General features: G+C 71.8%; 16 protein-coding genes. 10 read left to right on the top strand and 6 right to left on the bottom strand.

All coding sequences use genetic code 11. The features are described from left to right. Positions 1–33 precede the first annotated feature (33 nt). Positions 34–1,251, bottom strand: coding sequence for an acyl-CoA dehydrogenase family protein (locus tag ACZ9QC_RS37070; RefSeq protein WP_472917087.1), 1,218 nt, complete (start codon positions 1,249–1,251; stop codon positions 34–36). 119 nt (positions 1,252–1,370) lie between these two features. Here ACZ9QC_RS37070 and ACZ9QC_RS37065 point away from each other — a divergent pair, with 119 nt between their 5' ends. The 7 genes from ACZ9QC_RS37065 (at position 1,371) to ACZ9QC_RS37035 (ending at position 8,981) form a co-directional block, all read left to right on the top strand. Next, positions 1,371–2,207, top strand: coding sequence for an enoyl-CoA hydratase/isomerase family protein (locus tag ACZ9QC_RS37065; protein WP_472917086.1), 837 nt, complete (start codon positions 1,371–1,373; stop codon positions 2,205–2,207). Between the two features lie 109 nt (positions 2,208–2,316). Then, entirely contained in the window at positions 2,317–2,934 is a 618-nt protein-coding gene (locus tag ACZ9QC_RS37060; RefSeq protein WP_472917085.1) for a hypothetical protein, read from the top strand. Next, positions 2,931–5,540 carry a putative PEP-binding protein gene (locus ACZ9QC_RS37055; protein ID WP_472917084.1) on the top strand — a complete coding sequence of 870 codons (2,610 nt, stop codon included), beginning with the start codon at positions 2,931–2,933 and terminating at the stop codon, positions 5,538–5,540. The genes ACZ9QC_RS37060 and ACZ9QC_RS37055 overlap by 4 nt, the downstream gene beginning before the upstream one ends. Next, entirely contained in the window at positions 5,537–6,655 is a 1,119-nt protein-coding gene (locus ACZ9QC_RS37050) for an acyl-CoA dehydrogenase family protein (protein ID WP_472917083.1), read from the top strand. The genes ACZ9QC_RS37055 and ACZ9QC_RS37050 overlap by 4 nt, the downstream gene beginning before the upstream one ends. Positions 6,656–6,673: 18 nt before the next feature. Further along, positions 6,674–7,108, top strand: a complete 435-nt coding sequence (locus tag ACZ9QC_RS37045) for a Zn-ribbon domain-containing OB-fold protein (RefSeq protein WP_472917082.1) — start codon at positions 6,674–6,676, stop codon at positions 7,106–7,108. Next, a complete protein-coding gene (locus ACZ9QC_RS37040; protein WP_472917081.1) occupies positions 7,105–8,259 on the top strand; it encodes a thiolase family protein in 1,155 nt (384 codons plus the stop codon). The genes ACZ9QC_RS37045 and ACZ9QC_RS37040 overlap by 4 nt, the downstream gene beginning before the upstream one ends. Beyond that, entirely contained in the window at positions 8,256–8,981 is a 726-nt protein-coding gene (locus ACZ9QC_RS37035; RefSeq protein WP_472917080.1) for an SDR family NAD(P)-dependent oxidoreductase, read from the top strand. The genes ACZ9QC_RS37040 and ACZ9QC_RS37035 overlap by 4 nt, the downstream gene beginning before the upstream one ends. A 6-nt stretch (positions 8,982–8,987) precedes the next feature. Here the strand turns inward: ACZ9QC_RS37035 and ACZ9QC_RS37030 are convergent, their stop codons facing one another. Continuing rightward, positions 8,988–9,662 (bottom strand): TetR/AcrR family transcriptional regulator, encoded by a 675-nt coding sequence (locus tag ACZ9QC_RS37030; RefSeq protein ID WP_472917079.1) that lies wholly within the window; start codon positions 9,660–9,662, stop codon positions 8,988–8,990. Between the two features lie 143 nt (positions 9,663–9,805). Between ACZ9QC_RS37030 and ACZ9QC_RS37025 the strand changes: the two genes are divergently transcribed. Continuing rightward, the gene (locus ACZ9QC_RS37025) at positions 9,806–10,411 is read left to right on the top strand and encodes a TetR/AcrR family transcriptional regulator (protein WP_472917078.1); all 606 of its coding nucleotides are present in this window, start codon (positions 9,806–9,808) and stop codon (positions 10,409–10,411) included. Between the two features lie 368 nt (positions 10,412–10,779). Here ACZ9QC_RS37025 and ACZ9QC_RS37020 read toward each other — a convergent pair whose 3' ends face one another. The 4 genes from ACZ9QC_RS37020 to ACZ9QC_RS37005 form a co-directional block, all read right to left on the bottom strand. Continuing rightward, positions 10,780–12,234, bottom strand: a complete 1,455-nt coding sequence (locus tag ACZ9QC_RS37020; protein WP_472917077.1) for a dihydrolipoamide acetyltransferase family protein — start codon at positions 12,232–12,234, stop codon at positions 10,780–10,782. 5 nt (positions 12,235–12,239) lie between these two features. Next, entirely contained in the window at positions 12,240–13,274 is a 1,035-nt protein-coding gene (locus ACZ9QC_RS37015) for an alpha-ketoacid dehydrogenase subunit beta (RefSeq protein ID WP_311591563.1), read from the bottom strand. Continuing rightward, positions 13,271–14,281, bottom strand: coding sequence for a thiamine pyrophosphate-dependent dehydrogenase E1 component subunit alpha (locus tag ACZ9QC_RS37010; RefSeq protein WP_472917076.1), 1,011 nt, complete (start codon positions 14,279–14,281; stop codon positions 13,271–13,273). The genes ACZ9QC_RS37015 and ACZ9QC_RS37010 overlap by 4 nt, the downstream gene beginning before the upstream one ends. Positions 14,282–14,363: 82 nt before the next feature. Beyond that, on the bottom strand, positions 14,364–14,954 hold the full coding sequence (locus tag ACZ9QC_RS37005; RefSeq protein ID WP_472917075.1) for a VOC family protein: 591 nt from the start codon (positions 14,952–14,954) through the stop codon (positions 14,364–14,366). 245 nt (positions 14,955–15,199) lie between these two features. Between ACZ9QC_RS37005 and ACZ9QC_RS37000 the strand changes: the two genes are divergently transcribed. Together ACZ9QC_RS37000 and ACZ9QC_RS36995 are read left to right on the top strand one after the other, a co-directional pair. Next, on the top strand, positions 15,200–16,465 hold the full coding sequence (locus ACZ9QC_RS37000; RefSeq protein ID WP_472917074.1) for an aromatic ring-hydroxylating oxygenase subunit alpha: 1,266 nt from the start codon (positions 15,200–15,202) through the stop codon (positions 16,463–16,465). Further along, on the top strand, positions 16,462–17,286 hold the full coding sequence (locus tag ACZ9QC_RS36995) for an SDR family NAD(P)-dependent oxidoreductase (RefSeq protein WP_472917073.1): 825 nt from the start codon (positions 16,462–16,464) through the stop codon (positions 17,284–17,286). Before ACZ9QC_RS37000 ends, ACZ9QC_RS36995 begins: the two co-directional genes overlap by 4 nt. The last annotated feature ends 12 nt before the right edge of the window (positions 17,287–17,298 follow it).

Here is a 17,298-nt window from a genome sequence, read left to right as displayed (position 1 = left end):
GACGAGGCTCCCGTCAGGTGCCGTGGCGCACGGTCAGCCGTCGGCGGTGGTCGGGCGTGGCTGTCGGTAGGGCCGTACCGCGCGGCGCGCTATGGCGAAGCGGTGGGTCTCCGAGGGGCCGTCGTAGATCCGGAACGGCCGGACCTCCCTGTAGAGGCGGGCCAGCGGGGCGTCGGCGGCCGAGATGCCGAGCGCTCCGCAGATCTGCACCGCCCGGTCCACCACCCGGTTCACCGCCTCCGCCACGAAGGTCTTGGACACCGAGGTCAGCTGAGAGGCGGCGGTGGAGCCGGTGTCCAGTTCCCAGGCGGTGCGCAGGATCAGTGCGCGGCTCGCCTCGATGTCGATCTCGGAGTCGGCCAGCATCTGCTGGACCATGCCGAGGTCTCCCAGCGCCGAGCCGAACGCCATCCGGCTGCCCGCCCGTTCCAGTGCGACGTCCTGGGCGCGGCGGGCGGCTCCCAGCCAGCGCATGCAGTGGGTCATCCGGGCGGGTCCGAGCCGGACCTGGGCGCCTTCGAAACCGCGGTCCACCGCGCCGAGCACCCGATCCTCGCCCACCACACAGTCCTCGAAGACGATCTCGCTGTGTCCGGCGAAGAGCGACTCGTCCAGGGTCTCGATGGACCGGACGAGACGCATGCCGGGGGTGTCCGCGTCGACCAGGAACATGGTGGCGCCGCCCGGGTCGCCTGGGCTGCCGGAGGTCCGGGCCATGACGATGGCGAAGCCGGCGCCGTGGGCACCGGTGATGAACCATTTGTGCCCGTCGATGCGCCAGCCGCCGGGCACCCGGGTCGCGGTGGTCCGCAGGGAGCGGGGATCGGCGCCGGCTCCTGGAGCCGGTTCGGTCATGGCGAAGCAGGAGCGGGTCTCGCCTGCGGCTAGCGGGGCGAGATACCTCCGCTTCTGCTCGTCGGTGGCCACCTTCTCCAACAGGTGCATGTTGCCCTCGTCGGGGGCCGCGCAGTTCAGCGCCAGCGGTCCGAGCAGCGAGTAGCCCGCCGTTTCGAACACCACCGCCTGGCCGCGCAGGTCGAGCCCGTGTCCGCCCCAGCGCGTGGGTACGTGCGGAGCGAACACTCCCGCTTCCCGGGCGGCCTTCTGCAGGGTTTCGCGCAGTGCCTCGGGGGCGTCGTGCACGGACCCGCCGCACTCGCGCTCGGCCGGAATGACGACCTCGCGCACGAACTCGGCGGTGGACGCGGCAAGTCGCGCGACAGCCGGATCGATATCGAACTGGATGGGCACGTGGCCTCCCGCCGACGGGCGTACGGGCATCGGTGCCCGCCGCCTCCTGGAAACTGTATAGCGTCTTCAGTATCTTGCCGGGAAGCACCCGGCGACGGGAAGACGGCAGGAGAAGCGTGATGAGCGTCCCAGCGAGTACCGAGCCGGTCCGGATCGTCCGGCACCCCGACGGGGTCGTCGAGTTGAGGCTGGACGATCCCGGCCGGGGAAACGCCCTGGATCTGGGGACGGCCGAGGCCCTGCGGGACACGGCCGTCGAGGTGGCCGCGGACCCGGGCGGCGCGGTCCTGCTGCGGTCGACGGGCGGCAGCTTCTGCGTGGGCGGTGACCTGCGCGCCTTCGCCGGTCTCGGTGCGGGGACCGGCCCCTACGTGCACGCCGTGGCGAGCGCCGCGCACGCCGCGATACAGACCCTGTACGAACTGCCGGTGCCGCTGGTGACGGCGGTGCGCGGAGCGGCCGCGGGCGGGGGGATCGGCCTCGCCGTGGTGGGTGACATCGTCCTGGCGGCTCGGTCGGCACGGTTCCGGCTGGCGTACACGGCGATCGGACTCACGCCGGACTGCGGGGCCTCGTGGTTCCTGCCACGGCTGCTGGGTCCGCGCAGGGCGGCGGACCTGATCCTGACCAATCGCGTCCTGACCGGCGACGACGCCGAACGCTGGGGCCTGGTCTCCCGGTCGGTGGACGACGGGGAACTGGACGACGCGGCGTATCGGACCGCGGCCGATCTGGCCGCCGGCGCCGGGGACGCGCTGCGGGCCTCGAAGGGCCTGCTGCGCTTCGGCGCCGGCGAGGAGCTGCGTCGCCACCTCGCCGAGGAGGCACGGCTGATCGCCGCCCTGGCCGACGGCCGTCAGGCGCAGGACCGCATGGCGTCGTTCCTCGCCGAGGGCAGCCGCCCGAAGGCCGCTGACGGCCGGGCCGAGGCCAGGCAAGCGGAAAGTGTTTCTTGAGTTCCTCTTCACTAACGGGCCCGCCGGGGCGTAACCTCCGGGCAACACAGGACCGAGGAACCGGTCACCACAGAACCGGGGAAATGGTGTGGCGATGCAATCTGCTGCCGTGGATGTTCCGGACGCATTCGACGAGACCCTCACAGAAGGCGTCGTCGACCTCGTTCTGCGCGGTATGTGGCGTGGCCGGCCGGAGTCCGAGCACCGCCCGCTGGTCGACGCCGGGCTGGCCATGGTGAAGGGGCCGGTGGTGCTGCCGACCGAGCGCGCCAAGGCCGTCGTCGCGCGGATCCTGCGGGTCCCCCCGGGCTCCGAGCAGGAGGGCCGGATCACCGCGGCGTACGAGGCGTTCCTGCCGGTCAACCGCAAGATCCGCGACGTCTGCACGGCCTGGCAGTGCCGCCCCGACGGCTCGGTCAACGACCACTCCGACGAGGTGTACGACGCCGGGGTGCGCGAGTCGCTGGAAGACGTGCACGAGGCGATCCAGCCCGTGCTGCGCAGGCTGGACCTGGTGCTCGCGGGCAGCGGACGGTACCTGACGGCCCTGGAGGAGGCCCTCGACCGCTTCGACGACGGCGCGCCGCAGTGGCTGGCCTCGCCGCTGTGCGACTCGTACCACACCGTGTGGATGCGGCTGCACCAGGAGCTGCTGCTCGTCCTGGGCATCAGCAGGGCCGAGGACGAGGCTCTCGAAGAGGAGCTCGTCACCAGGAGCAGAGGGTGAGCGTCAGCGACCGCGAGGCGGGGCCGCTCGCACGGTCCCGGATGTCTGTCGCGCCGTCCGGAACCCCCGGCCGGCTCCTGGTGCCCTACGGACAGGGACGCACCCGGGGCCTCGAAGCCGACGAACTGGGCGCGCACGGGGCGGCGGTGGACGGCCTGGTGGCCCTCGGTCTGCCGGTCGTGCCGGGGCTCACCGTGCCCGCCGGCGCCGCCGCGTCGCTGTGCGATCCCGACACCGCCCAGGCCGCCGTGGACCTGGTCGAACAGCTCTCGGGCCGGCGTATCGAGGACGCGTCCCGGCCGCTGCTGCTGCGCCTGTCGGCGAGCGCGCCCACCGAGATCGCCGGACTGCCGCCCGACCTGGCCTGTCTCGGCGTCGCTCCCGCCCGTGCCGACGACCTGTGCGCCCTCATCGGGCGTGCGGACGCGCTCTACGAGGTGTGGGCCGCCACCGTGCGCATGATCGCCGAGTACGCCCTGGACGTGCCCGGCGCGGTGCTCGACGACGCCCTCCTGGACACGCCGACGCCACGGGTACGGGTGGAGGCACTGCTGTCGCTGACGGCGGAACACGGCTCCGGCCCCTTCCCCGACGAGCCGGCGCAGCAGCTGGCGCTGGCCGCCCGTGCCCTCCTCGCCCGGTGGGACTCGCCTCGTGCGAGAAGATCCCGCCGCGCCCAGCGGCTCCCCGCCGACCTGGCCGTCGCCCTGCATGTCCAGGCCCTGCGCATCGGCCCGGCGAACCACTCCGGCTACGGCACGGCGACCAGCCGCGACCCCGAGACCGGGCGTCTCTCCCCGCAGGGCTCCTTCTTCCGAGGAGTGCGCCGCAGCGCCCCGCCGCCGAACACCGGAGAACCGTTGGACCGGCTCGCGGGTGGCACCGCACTCCTTGAGCACTCCCTGCTCACTCTGGAGCGGCATCTGCGCGCGCCGGTGTCGGTCGACTTCGAGGTGCGCGACGACGAGATCTCCCTGCTCGCCGCCTCGCCGCAGTCCCGCCCGCCGCTCCGGGCCTCGGTGTGCCTGGCCACGGACCTGGCCCGGGACGGGGCGCTCGGCCGCGAGGAGGCCGTCCGGCGGATCACGCCCGCGCAGGTGCAGGAACTGCTGCACCCCCAACTACGGCTGACCGGTGGGGAGGAGCTCCTGGCGAAGGGGCTGCCCGCGTCCCCGGGGGCGGCGACCGGCGCGGTCGTGCTGTCCAGTGAACGTGCCCTCGAACTGGCCGCGGACGGCACGCGGGTCGTGCTCGTGGCCGGTGAGACGACCCCGGCGGACGTCCCCGGGATGCTGGTCTCCGCCGCCGTGCTGACCGGCAGTGGCGGTATCGCCTCGCATGCCGCGGTCGTGGCGCGGGGAGCCGGCACGCCCGCGGTGTGCGGCGCGGAGGGGCTGCGCGTGGACCTCGCCGCCGGGACGGTCCGCATCGGGGAGCGGGTACTGCGTGAGGGCGACCCGATCTCGCTGGACGGCCGCAGCGGCGCCGTGTACGCGGGGACGCTGCGGGTCAGTGTGGCCGGACCGCCACCCGAACTGTCCACCTTGCTGGAGTGGGCGGACGGCATGCGCCGACTGGGCGTGCGGGTCAACGCCGACACGGCCGCCGAGGTGGACACGGCCCTGGCCCTGGGCGCGGAGGGTGTGGGGCTGTGCCGTACGGAGCACCAGTTCCTCGGCGAGCGGCTGCCGCTGATCAGGCGAGTGCTCCTGGCCGCCGACCCGGCCGCCCGCGACGAGGCGCTGACGGCGCTGGAGCGCGCCCAGCACGAGGACTTCCGCGCGCTGCTGGCCGCGGTCGGGAACCGCCCGGTGACCGTGCGCCTGCTGGATGCCCCGCTGCACGAGTTCCTGCCCGCCCCCGGGCAGGCCCTGGACGCGGCCGAGGAGCAGCGGGCCGCCGCGCTGCGCGAGGCGAACCCGATGCTCGGGCTGCGCGGTGTGCGGCTGGCACTGCTGCACGAGAGGCTCTACCCGGCGCAGGCCGAGGCCCTCTTCGCCGCCTGGGCGGATGTCGCCGCCACCGGGGTCCGGCCGGAGCTGGAGGTGATGATCCCGCTCGTCAGCCTGCCGGAGGAACTGGCGGCCGCCGCCGCGTACGTACGGGATGCCGCCGACACGGTCGCCGCCCGCACCGGGGTGCGGGTCCCGTACCGGCTCGGCACGATGATCGAGACTCCGCGCGCCGCACTCCTGGCCGGTGAACTCGCCGAGCACGCCGAGTTCTTCTCCTTCGGCACCAACGACCTCACGCAGCTCACCTACGGGTTCTCCCGGGACGACGTCGAACGGCAGGTGCTCGTGTCGTACCAGGAACGCGGGCTCCTGACCGCCAGCCCGTTCGCGCGGCTCGACCCGCACGGGGTGGGGGCCCTGATCCGCCTGGCCGCCGAGCGGGCACGGGACGTGCGGCCCGGTATCAAGCTGGGCGTGTGCGGTGAGCACGGTGGGGATCCGGAGTCGATCGCGTTCTGCGACGACCTCGGCCTCGACTACGTCTCCTGTTCCGCGCACCGCGTGCCGGTGGCCCGGATGGCGGCCGCGCACAGTGCCCTGGGCCGACGGCAGGACGCCGAGCGGCGCGACGAGAGCGGGAGCACACGATGACGAGCACCATGACCGAGGCCACGGCCCTGTCGGAGACCGAGCTGGCGGATCTGCGCGAGACCGTTCGCTCGGTGTGCGCGGATACCGGCGGCACCGCCGCGGTACGCCGGCTGTCCGAGGACGCGCCCGGCATCGACGCCGAGTTGTGGGACACCCTCGGCCGGCAGGTCGGCCTCGCGGCCCTCGGCCTGCCCGAGTCGGCCGGAGGCATGGGTGGCCTCGCCGAGATCGCCGCCGTCTGCGAGGAGTTGGGCAGGACACTGGCACCCGTACCGCTGCTGTCCTCCACCGTGCTGGCCGGGCAGGTGCTGGCCGGCTGCGGCACCGCCGACGAGGCGTCGGCCGCGCTGGCCGAGGGCACCGTGCACGCGCTGGCGGTGGCCGCGCCCGACGGGGCGTGGCGGGCGGACGCCGTGCCGGTGGCCGTCTCCTGGCGGGGCGGCGTCCCGCTGCTGGACGGCACCGCGCCGTTCGTCCTCGACGGCGCCGACGCCGAGGCGCTGGTGGTGGCCGCGGCCGGGCCCGACGGTGTGGACGTGTTCCTGGCCGACCCGCGTGAGCCGGGAGTCACCGTGCGCCGGGTGCCCACTCTGGACCTCAGCCGGGGCCAGGCGGTGGTCACCTTCTCCGCTGCCCGGGCACGGCCGCTGACCGTCGGCGGCGAGGGGGCGGACATCGTCTCCCGCGCCCTGGACGTGGCCCTGGTGGCTCTGGCCGCCGAGCAACTGGGCGGAGCGCAGGCCGCCTTGGACATGACGGTGGCCCATGTACGCGAACGGACCCAGTTCGGCAGGGCGATCGGCGGCTTCCAGGCCGTCAAGCACGCCTGCGCCGACATGCTGCTCCAGGTCGAGGCCGCCCGGTCCGCCGTGGTCCGCGCGGTCCGGGCGGACGGATCGCCGCAGGCGCTGGCCGAGGCGGCAGCCGTGGCACAGGCGTGGTGCGGCGAGGCGTTCGTCTCCGTAGCCGCCGAGTGCGTGCAGTTCCACGGCGGGATGGGCTTCACCTGGGAGCACGACGCGCACCTGTACTTCCGGCGCGCCCAGTCGGACGCGGTCCTGCTGGGCGGCGCCGCACACCATCGGGAACGGCTGGCCGGGCTGCTCGGCTGGTGACATGGAAGGCGGGACGGCATGGCCACCAGACTCATCGACGAGTCCCTGTTCGAGAACGGGGAGTACGGCGACGGGGATCCACCGCGTCTCGTGGGCGCCCGCTGCTCCGGCTGCGCCACCGTGGTCTTCCCCCGGCAGGACTCGTGCCCCAGGTGTTCGCAGGGGACGATGGCGCCGCGGGTACTGCCGGTGAGCGGGCGGGTGTGGTCCTGGACGCTTCAGGCGTTCCCGCCGAAGTCGCCGTACCGGGTGCCGGCCGGCGGCCACCGGCCCTACCACGTGGGCTATGTGGACCTCGGTGAGGTGCTGGTCGAAGCGCGGCTCGCGGTGCCCCGCGCGGAGATCCGGATCGGCCTGCCGGTCCGGCTCACCACCATGCCCGCCTACCAGGACGAGGACGGAACCGAGGTGGTGACCTTCGCGTTCCGCCCGGAATGGGACGGGGAGCGATGAGCGGGTCGAACGACGTGTACGTGGTCGGATGCGGGATGCATGCCTTCGGCCGCGACGAGAGCGTCACCGGAATGGACATGGCCGAGCACGCGGTGCGCGAGGCGCTGGCCGACGCGGGCGTCGCCTGGGAGGACATCGGCTATGCGGCCGGCGGCTCCGACGTGTCCGGCAAGCCCGACACGTTGGTGGGCCGTCTGGGCCTGACCGGAGTGCCGTTCGTCAACGTGCAGAACGGCTGCGCGACCGGCGCCTCCACCGTGCTCACGGTGGCGAACGCGCTGCGCGCGGGCGAGGCCTCGCTGGGGCTCGCGGTGGGGTTCGACAAGCACGAGCGGGGCGCGTTCCACGTCTCCGCGGCCCGCTACGGACTGGGCGACTGGTACGCCGAGACCGGCATGATGCTCACCACCCAGTTCTTCGCGCTGAAGACCCAGCGGTACCTGTACGAGCACGGGATCGCGGAGCGGGCGCTGGCGATGGTCGCCGCGCGAGCCTTCCGCAACGGCTCGCACCACCCCCTGGCCTGGCGGCGCAAGCCGTTGACCGAGCAGGAGATCCTGGACTCCGCCGAGGTCAGTCCCCCGCTCACCCAGTACATGTTCTGTTCCCCCGGACAGGGCGCGGCGGCCTTGGTCCTGGCCCTCGGCGACCGTGCGTTCGACCTGTGCGAGCGACCGGTCAGGCTGGCGTCGCTGGCCTTCCGGACCAGGCGGTTCGGTTCCTTCGAGGTGTTCTCGCCCTGGCTGCCGCCGGGGCCGCACCGCAGCCCCAGCGTCGACGCCGCGGAGGCGGTCTTCCGCACGGCGGGGGTGCGGCCCGCCGACGTGGGTGTCGCCCAGTTGCAGGACACCGACAGCGGCTCGGAACTGATCCACCTGGCGGAGACCGGGCTGTGCGCCCATGGTGAGCAGGAGGCGTTGCTGGCCGCCGGGGCCACCGAAGCCACGGGCCGGATACCGGTCAACACCGACGGCGGATGCCTGGCCGGCGGGGAGCCCGTCGGCGCCTCCGGGCTACGGCAGTTCCACGAGGTCGTACGACAGTTGCAGGGCCGGGCACCCGGTGTGCAGGTGCCGGGCGCCCCCCGGGTGGGCTTCACCCATGTGTACGGGGCGCCCGGAATCAGCGCCTGCTCGATCCTGACGGTGTGAGAGGCGGCCGGCGCGTCATGGGGCACGACGGCAGAACAGCGCTGGTGACCGGCGGGGCACGCGGCATCGGCCTGGAGATCGGCCGACAGCTCGCGGACCGGGGGCTACGGGTCCTGGTGGGGGCGCGGCAACGGGCGGCGGCTGAGGAGGCGTGCCGCGCCATCGGCCGGTCGGCGCTGCCGCTGGCACTGGACGTGATCTCCGCGAGGAGCGTCACCGAAGCGGTGCGGGAGGCACGGGAGCTGACCGGCGGGATCGACGTCCTGGTGAACAACGCGGGAGTGTCTCTGGACGGGGAGCTGCGGCCCCCGTACATCGACGAGGACATTCTGCGTTCGACCTTGGACACGAACCTCACCGGCGCCTGGCGCGTGGCGGAGGCCGTCGTCCCGGGCATGGTGGAGGCCGGCTACGGCCGGGTCGTGAACGTGACCAGCTCGTACGGTTCACTGGCGCTGATGGACTCCGGCCGGCACCCCGCCTACCGCATCTCCAAGACGGCGCTCAACGCCCTGACCCGGATGCTCGCAGCCGAACTGGCCGGTACGGGTGTCCTGGTCAACGCCGCCGACCCCGGCTGGACCCGCAGCGGCATGGGCGGCCCGTCCGCTCCGCGCGGGCCGGAGGAGGGTGCGGACACCACGGTCTGGCTGGCGACCCTTCCCGAGGGCGACCTGACGACGGGCGGGCTGTTCGCCGAGCGCCGGCCACTGCCCTGGTGAACCGCCTCAGCTCGGTGACGTCGCCGGAGCCGAGGCCGTCTTCGCCGGGTTCCGCTCGGTGGCGACGATACGCAGTGCCAGCTCCCTGACCGCCTCCAGCACGGACCGGGAGGGCAACTGGGACAGCGGGCCGCCCTCCGCCCGCAGCGCGGTGACGAGCATGGTCGTACTGATCAGTGTGCGGACCGCGAGCGCCTGTGCCGCGTGCCGGGTCTTCGCCGCCCGGGGGCTGCGGGTGGTGCTCTCCGGCAGATAGTCGTAGCCGCGCTGGATGTGCCGCTGTTCGAACTCGTCCCGCAGCACCTTGACACTGCCGTTGGCCGAGGCGACCTGTACCTGGTACAGGCGGGCCTCGTCCGGGTTCTTCTCCACCCAGTCCCACACGGCGTCGATGACGCGGACCAGACCCTCCGCGTCACCCGGCTCGGACTCCGGCCGGGCCGCCTCCACGACCGCGTTGAGCTGGTCGAAGACCCGGCGCATGGCGAGTTCGAGCAGCTCCTCCTTGCCGTCGAAGTGGTAGTAGACGGCCGTCGGCACCACCTGCGCCTCGTCCGCGATGTCCTGGATGCTGGTCTCAGCGAATCCGTTGCGGCCGAACACCCGGACGGCGGCGGTGATGATGTGCTGCCGTCGCGAGGGTCGGTGGGCGGGCTGCTTGCCGTTTTTCGTGGTGGCCATCATGCTCCCTGCCGACTGCCGTGAACCCGCGTGCGTGGGCCCTGCGTACTGACCATTCTATGCAGTAACTAGCACCGCTGGTTGGCATAATTCCTGCTGATTATGGGGCTCCGGGACCTTCGGATCCCGGCATACTTGACACCATGACGACCTCCCGGACCCGAGCCGCTCATCGTCCGTCGCGCAAGCAGTGGGTGATCGAAGCAGCCACCGAGTTGTTCGCCACCCAGCCGCCCGACGAGGTGACGGTGGCCGACATCGCCGCTCGCGCCGAGATGACCTCGGCAGCGGTGTACTACCACTTCTCCTCCAAGGACCAGGTCCTGGCAGAGGGGATGCGGGCGTTCGCCACTGCGCTGCGCGAGCAGTTGCGGGCACTCACGGCGGCACACGAACCCGGCTCGGACATCGCGGCGGCGGTCACCGTGCTGCTGGCCTGGATGGGCGAGCACCGATCCGCCGCCACCGTGTTCTTCGTGTCGTCGGCCGGCATGAGCCAGGACGCGGAGGCACTGCGCCAGGAAAGCCGCGCCGAGCTGCTCCAGGAGATGATGCGGTTGATCCGCAAGGCCCGCGAGTCCGTCTCCGACGCCGAGGCGGCGGTGATCGGCCTGGGCCTGCTGGCGCTCCTGGAGACGGCGGCGATCTCACAGGTCCGGGGCGACGACGTCTACCGGTCGCTGGGGCACCGCGCGTTCGTCCGCGAGGTCGCCGCGCTGGCAGACCGGATCGCCGACCCGACCGTCTAGAGAGCGTCCGCAGCAAGGGCGCGGGCATGGGAGAGGCCCCTCGCACTCAAGTGTGAGGGGCCTCTCGCCTGGACGGAGTCGGGGTCACGGCAACGACACGGCGCTGCAGTCGTCGCATCGCCACCGGGCGCACAGCAGCGCAACGGCGCGTGGGCATGTCGGCCGCGATGCCGTCCCGCGATCAGCGGGAGGCCGGGAACGTGCCTGGCCGACCAGTGGGTGACTGCGCTCGCCGGCGAGGCCCCGCATCGTGTTCGGCATGGGTGGTGCGCCCGCGCGTGCGGGCACCGACCGCGACAGGCGGTCCCGGTGCGCAGTCCTCGCATCGGCTTCCCACGGCCGCGGTCGAGCCACCCCGCCCCGACGGCTCACACCAGGAGACGGAGCGGCTTGCGCAGCAACTCACCGACCGTGCGCAGATACTCGGCGGCGGGAGCCCCGTCGACGGCACGGTGGTCGAAGGTGAGGCTCAGGGTGAGCACCCGTGTCCGCAGCGGCCGGTCGTCGTCCCACTCCACGCCGTCCCTGAGCCTGCCCACCCCGAGGATCGCGACATTGCCGGGGTTGATCACGGGGGTGAAGAAGTCCACGCCGTATCCGCCGAGGGAGGTGACGGTGAAGGAGGCCCCTTCCAGCTGGGCAGGGGAGATCCGCCCCTCGCGCGCGGCCTCGGCCAGAGCCCTCGACCGGCGCGCGATCTCGGGCAGCGGCAGTGTCACCGCGTCCTCGATCACGGGCACCATCAGGCCGCCCGGGACGGCCACCGCGAAGCCCAGGTGGATGCCGTCGAGCAGATGGATGCCGTCCTCCCGCACCGTCGCGTTGAGCAGCGGGTGCTCACGCAGGGCCAGAGCGGCGGCCTTCAGCAGGAAGTCGTTGAGGCTGGGCACCGGCAGGTCGCTGTCGGCCCACTCCTGTCTGAGCCGCTCCCGCAGGGACACCACGGCGTCCATTCGCACCTCGTAGCCGTGCGTCAGCTGCGCCATCTCCTGGAGGCTGGCGTGCATCCTGCGCGCGATGGTGCCGCGCATCCCGGTGAGGGGAATGACGTCGCCGGGCCGGGGGACCGCGTTCCGGCGAGCAGGCGCGGGAGCGACGGCGTCGAGGTCGGAGCGGCGGACCCGGCCGCCGAGGCCGGTGCCGTTCACCTCGGAGAGGTCGATGCCCCGCTCCTTGGCGAGCTTGCGGACCAGAGGCGAGGAGGGGGCGCCGACCGGCGCGGCCGACGTGACGAGGTCGTCGGCGAGGGCGGTGAGGAACTCCTCCACGTCCTCGGAGACGATCCGGCCGCCCGGCCCCGTACCGCGCACGGCGGTGAGGTCCACGTCGGCGTCGGCGGCGACCCTTCGAGCGTTCGGTGAGGACGGCAGCCGGTCGCCGGTGCCGTTGACGGAGGGCACCCCGGCGTCGAGGGCCGCGCCGGTGCCGGTGAACGCCGGCTGGACGGCCCGAGCCGCGCCGCCGGCGGGAGCGGGCACGAGGGTCGTTGCCGCGCCGCCGCCGTCCAGGGCGGGCACGACCGCCACACCTGCGCCGGATCCGGACCCGGGAGGCATCGGCGTACTCCCCGGGTCCGGTGGCTGCTCGCCCTCGGCGAGCAGCCAGCCGATGAGGGCTCCGGCCGGGACGGTGGTCCCGGCCGGGACCGCCGGGTGGAACAGTCCCCCGGCCTCCGCCTCGACGTCCACGTCGACCTTGTCGGTGGCCAGCCGCAGCAGTGCGTCGCCCTCCGCGACGGCCGCGCCGGTGGCCACCAGCCATTCGTCGATCGTGCCTTCCTGCATGGTCAGGCCGATCTTCGGCAGCAGAACCTCGACCGCCACGTCCGTCACGACCTTTCGAGGAGACGCCGGCAGCCCTGGGCGATACGGGCGCGATCGGGCACGTACGCCTTCTCCAGGACCGGCGAGAAGGGAACCGGGGAGAAGGGGGCGCCGATGCGCAGGACCGGCGCGTCCAGATAGTCGAAGACGACGTCCTGGATCTGGGCGGCGATCTCCGCTCCGAGGCCCCCGAAGGTGACGGCCTCGTGCACCACGAGCACCCGGTTGGTACGGCGGACGGAGGCGAACATCGTCTCGGTGTCCAGGGGCTGCACGGTGCGGGGGTCGATCACCTCGATCTCCACGCCCTCGGCGGCGAGTTCGTCGGCGGCCGCGAGGGCCTCCCCCACCATGCGGCCGAGAGCGATCACGGTGACGTCGGAGCCCTGCCGCGCGGTGTGCGCCTGGCCCAGCGGGATGCCGTAGATCTCCTCGGGCACCTCGCTGGTGCTGCCGAGCAGGACCTTGTTGAGCATGACGACGACCGGGTTGTCGTCCCGGATGGCCGAGACGGTCAGGCCTTTGGCGGTGTAGGCGTCACTCGGCATGACCACCTTGAGGCCGGGCACGTGGGCCAGCCATGCCTCCAGGCTCTGGCTGTGCTGTGCGGCGGCACCGAGGCCGGCGCCGGAGGCGGTGGTGATGGTCAGCGGCACGGACAACCCGCCGCCGAACATGTACTTCATCTTGGCCGCCTGGTTGACGATCTGGTCGAGGCAGACGCCGATGAAGTCCATGAACATCAGGTCGACGACGGGGCGCAGACCCCGGGCGGCGGCGCCCACCCCCAGGCCGACCAGGGCGGCTTCGGAGATCGGGGTGTCGATCATGCGGCGGGGGCCGAACTCGTCGAGCAGGTTGTCGAACATGCGGAACACGCCGCCGTATCCGGCCACGTCCTCGCCGGCGACGAAGACGTTCTCGTCCTCGCGCATGGCCTGCGCGAGGCCTTCGTTGAAGGCCTTGACGTAGGACAGTCTGCGGGCGGCTGCGACCGGGACGCCGGCCGGTGCTTCGGTGGTGAGGGTCATGGCGGTCATCCCGAATAGACGTTGAGGAGCATGTCGGCGGGGTCGGGCAGCGGACTCGACTCGGCGTACGCGATGGCCTCGGCGATCTCGTCGCGCGTGCGCTGCCACACCTCGTCCAGCTCCGCACGGGTGGCGGTGCCGTCGGCGACGGCCCGGGCCTCGATCAGGTCGATGGGGTCGCGCGACTTCCACTCGGCGACCTCCTCGTCCGAGCGGTAGGGGTGCCGCAGGCCCTTGACGCCCTGGTGGTCGAAGTAGCGGTAGGTCTTGGCCTCGATCATCATCGGGCCCGCGCCGGACCGGGCCCGTTCGACGGCCTCGGTGGCGGCCTGGTGGACGGCGACGGCGTCCATGCCGTCGACGATCACGCTCGGCATGCCGTAGGCGGCGGCCCGGTCCGCGACGTCGGTGATCAGCATGTGAGCGGACTGCGGGGTGAACTCCGCGTAGCCGTTGTTCTCGCAGACGAAGACCACGGGCAGGTCCAGGATCGCGGCCATGTTGGCGCCCTCGTGCCAGGCGCCGATGTTGGTGGCGCCGTCCCCGAAGAAGGTCACCGCGATGTTGTCCTCACCCTTGTACCGGGCGGCGAAGGCCGCGCCGACGGCGATCGGGACGCCGGCCCCGACGATGCCGTTGGCGCCGAGCATGCCGCGGGTGAGGTCGTTGATGTGCATGCTCCCGCCGCGGCCGAGGCAGGCGCCGGTGACCCGGCCGTACAGCTCGGAGTACATCTCGCGGAAGCCGACGCCCTTGGCCACGGCGTGCCCGTGGCCTCGATGGGTGGAGGTGATCTGGTCGTCGTCGCGCAGAGCCGCCATCACGCCTGCGGCCACGGCTTCCTGGCCGACGTAGAGGTGCAGGAAGCCGGGCAGCTTCCCGGCCTCCATGAGTTTTCCCGCCTCGGTCTCGAACAGCCTGATGCGCACCATGCGTTCGTGCAGGTCCCTGATGACCTGCGCGGATGCTTGGTGTGTGGTCTTCGCGGCCGACTTCCGCGGTGCCTTTTGAACCATCGTCCGCCCCTTCGCCCCGTTGCGAGGTTTCCAACCGATCGGACTTTCTGTTGCCGGTCTACAGTAACCAGCAGGGCGCACCTTACTGAAGAGGTTCTCTAATTACTATGGTCCGGGCCCAACGGGTCTCCTGGTCACCGCCTCGCCGGTCCACCAGTTCGAGGACGTTGCCCTCCGGATCCGCCCAGAAGCTGATCCGCCGGTCCCGCGCCACCACGACGACCGGGGACGACAGCGGCCGGGCGCCGGCGGCCGGCAGGGCGTCGACGACCGGCACGATGTCGTCGAAGTGGAAGGTGACATAGGACAAGCCGCGGCGTGCGGCCAGCGGTACGACGGACGGCCGCGCAGCCGCGCCCGCATCCGCGCCCGCATCCGCATCCGCATCCGCATCCGCATCCGCATCCGCATCCGCATCCGCCTGAAGTCGTATCAGCTTGATCCGGCCCCCGGACGGCACCTGGAGCCAGACGACCGACAGGGGCCCACCCAATCCGGCCGGGCCGCCGATGGTGTCCGGGATGTGCGAGCGGTGCACCGGAACGCAGCCGAGCACTTCGCGATAGAAGCGCTCCGACACCTCCAGGTCGCGCACCACGACACCGACCTCGAAGGGCTGGGTCATCGCCACTTCTCTGGCCACCCGAGCCGGCTCGGCCATCTCATCGACCACTGGACCCCTTCCGCCCACTCGCCGCCCGCGCCCACCCTTCAGCTGGAGCCGATCCCCAGAAAGATCGACCTGAGCGGCGGTTACCCTCGCAACGGAAAGCGAAGGTGACCTGCGGAATGCCGCGCATCCAAACTTCGCGACTTTCTATTGACACACAACACTAACTCCTGTTGTTGTGGCGGTCACAGCGGAGCTGAAGCACAGGCACCCTTCACCAGCTCGCGACTGGGAGGATTGAGGACATCGTGGTCCAGATCTCACCGGAGACCCGAGCGGCGGGCGACGAGCGCCCCTTGCCGCCCCCCGCCCCGGAATACCACTCATGGATCGGCCAGGACCGCTCCAGCGATGACGCGGGCAAGGCGATGCGGCAGGATGCGGCCGACCTTGCCGAGCGTGTCATCGAGCACTACCGGAACAACACGACGCATCAGGCCGAGGAGCAGTGGACGGAACCCGTCGACAACTACCTCGACGTCGACCGCTGGCTGCGGGAGATGGACGCCGTCCACCGGAGCGTCCCGCTGCCGCTCGCCATGTCGTCCGAGCTCCCCAAGCCCGGGACCTACAAGGCACTGGACGTGCTCGGCACCCCCATTCTGATCACGCGGGACCGCCAGGGCACGGTCCACGCGATGATCAACGCCTGCCGGCACCGTGGCGCCGAGCTGGTCGAGCCGGGCTGCGGCGTGGCGAAGCGGATCACCTGCCCGTACCACGCCTGGTCCTACGACCTGTCGGGGGAACTGCGCGGCGTGTACGCCGAGAAGACCTTCGGCGACGTACCGCGCGAGAAGCGCGGCCTGATCCAGCTCCCCGTCGGTGAGCGCGCCGGCATCGTCTTCGTATCGCTCGATCCGAACGCCGAGCACGACCTGGACGCCTGGCTGGGAGATCTGCAGCCACTGCTGGAGGGGCTCCGCTTCGCGGACTGCCACCACTACGCGACCCGGGAGCTGACCAGCCCGAACTGGAAGGTCACCCTGGACGGGTACCTGGAGACGTACCACTTCGCCTCGCTGCACACGAAGACGGTCTTCGAGACGAACTTCTCCAACATGATGGCCCACGACACCTGGGGGCCCCACCAGCGTCTCGCGGCGGCCCTGCGGCCCGTCGCCGACCTGGCGGACCTGCCCGCGGACAAGCGTGACCCCGGCGACATCGTCGGAGCCATCTACTGGCTCTTCCCCGGCCTGGCCATCGCCGGCACCTGGCGCAACAAGATCGCCGTCTCCATCGTGATCCCCCGTACGGCCACGGAATCAGTCACCCAGCAGATCATCCTGCTGCGCGAACCGGCCGTCACCGAGGAGGAGCGCCACGCCGCCGACCAGTTCGGCGAGTGGTTCTACGAGGTGGTCCGCGACGAGGACTACGCGACCACCTACGGAGTCCAACGGGGGCTGAAGGCCCTCGCCGGGACCGACTTCGTCTTCGGACGCAACGAACCCGGACTGCAGCACTTCCACCGCACCATCCACCGCCTCCTGGACGAAGCGTCCAGATGACGAACCCTCAGAAACCGCAGGAGAACAACATGGTGGCTACGGGCAGCCTCGACGGACGTGTCGCGGTGATCACGGGCAGCACGCGCAGTATCGGCCGCGCCATCGCCGAGGCCTTCCTGGCCGACGGAGCCACGGTCGTGCTCAGCGGCCGCTCCGAGATCAAGGGCAAGCAGGCTCTGGAAGAACTCCAGGCCGGCGACAAGGCCGTCTTCCACACCTGCGACTCGAGCCGCCAGCCGGACATCGAGGCGCTGGTCGACTGGACGGTCGAGCGCTTCGGTCGACTGGACGTCATGGTCAACAACGTCGGAGGCACCGAGGGCTTCGCCCCGGTCCACGAGCTGAGTGACGAGGCGTGGCACAAAGCGCTCGACCTCAACCTGAACGCCTACTTCTACGGCACCCGCCGTGCGCTGAGGCCCATGCTGGAAGGTGGCTGGGGCCGGGTCATCAACATCTCCTCGGTCGAGGGCAAGCAGGCCAACAAGCCCGCGATCAGCCACTACATCACCAACAAGCACGCCATCCACGGTCTGACCAAGGCGACCGCCTTCGAGTACGGCACCATGGGCATCACCTGCAACGCGATCTGCCCCGGCGCCGTCGACACCGACCTGATGCGGGCCGCCGGGCCTGCCGCGGCCGAGGCCGAGGGCATCTCGTACGAGGAGTGGCTGGCCCGGTTCGCCGAGCACGCCGCCACCAAGAAGATCACCACCGTGGAACAGATCGCGAGCGTCGCCTCGCTGCTCGCGAGCGACGCCGGCGCGGGCATCACGGGCACGCTGATCAGCGTCGACGGCGGAACGGCGCAGTGGTGAGCGCCGGAGCGG

It is taken from the genome of Streptomyces sp. HUAS MS02, assembly GCF_055702265.1.
Note: the sequence above shows the minus strand (reverse complement) of the source record. Positions and strands in the feature narration are given on the sequence as shown.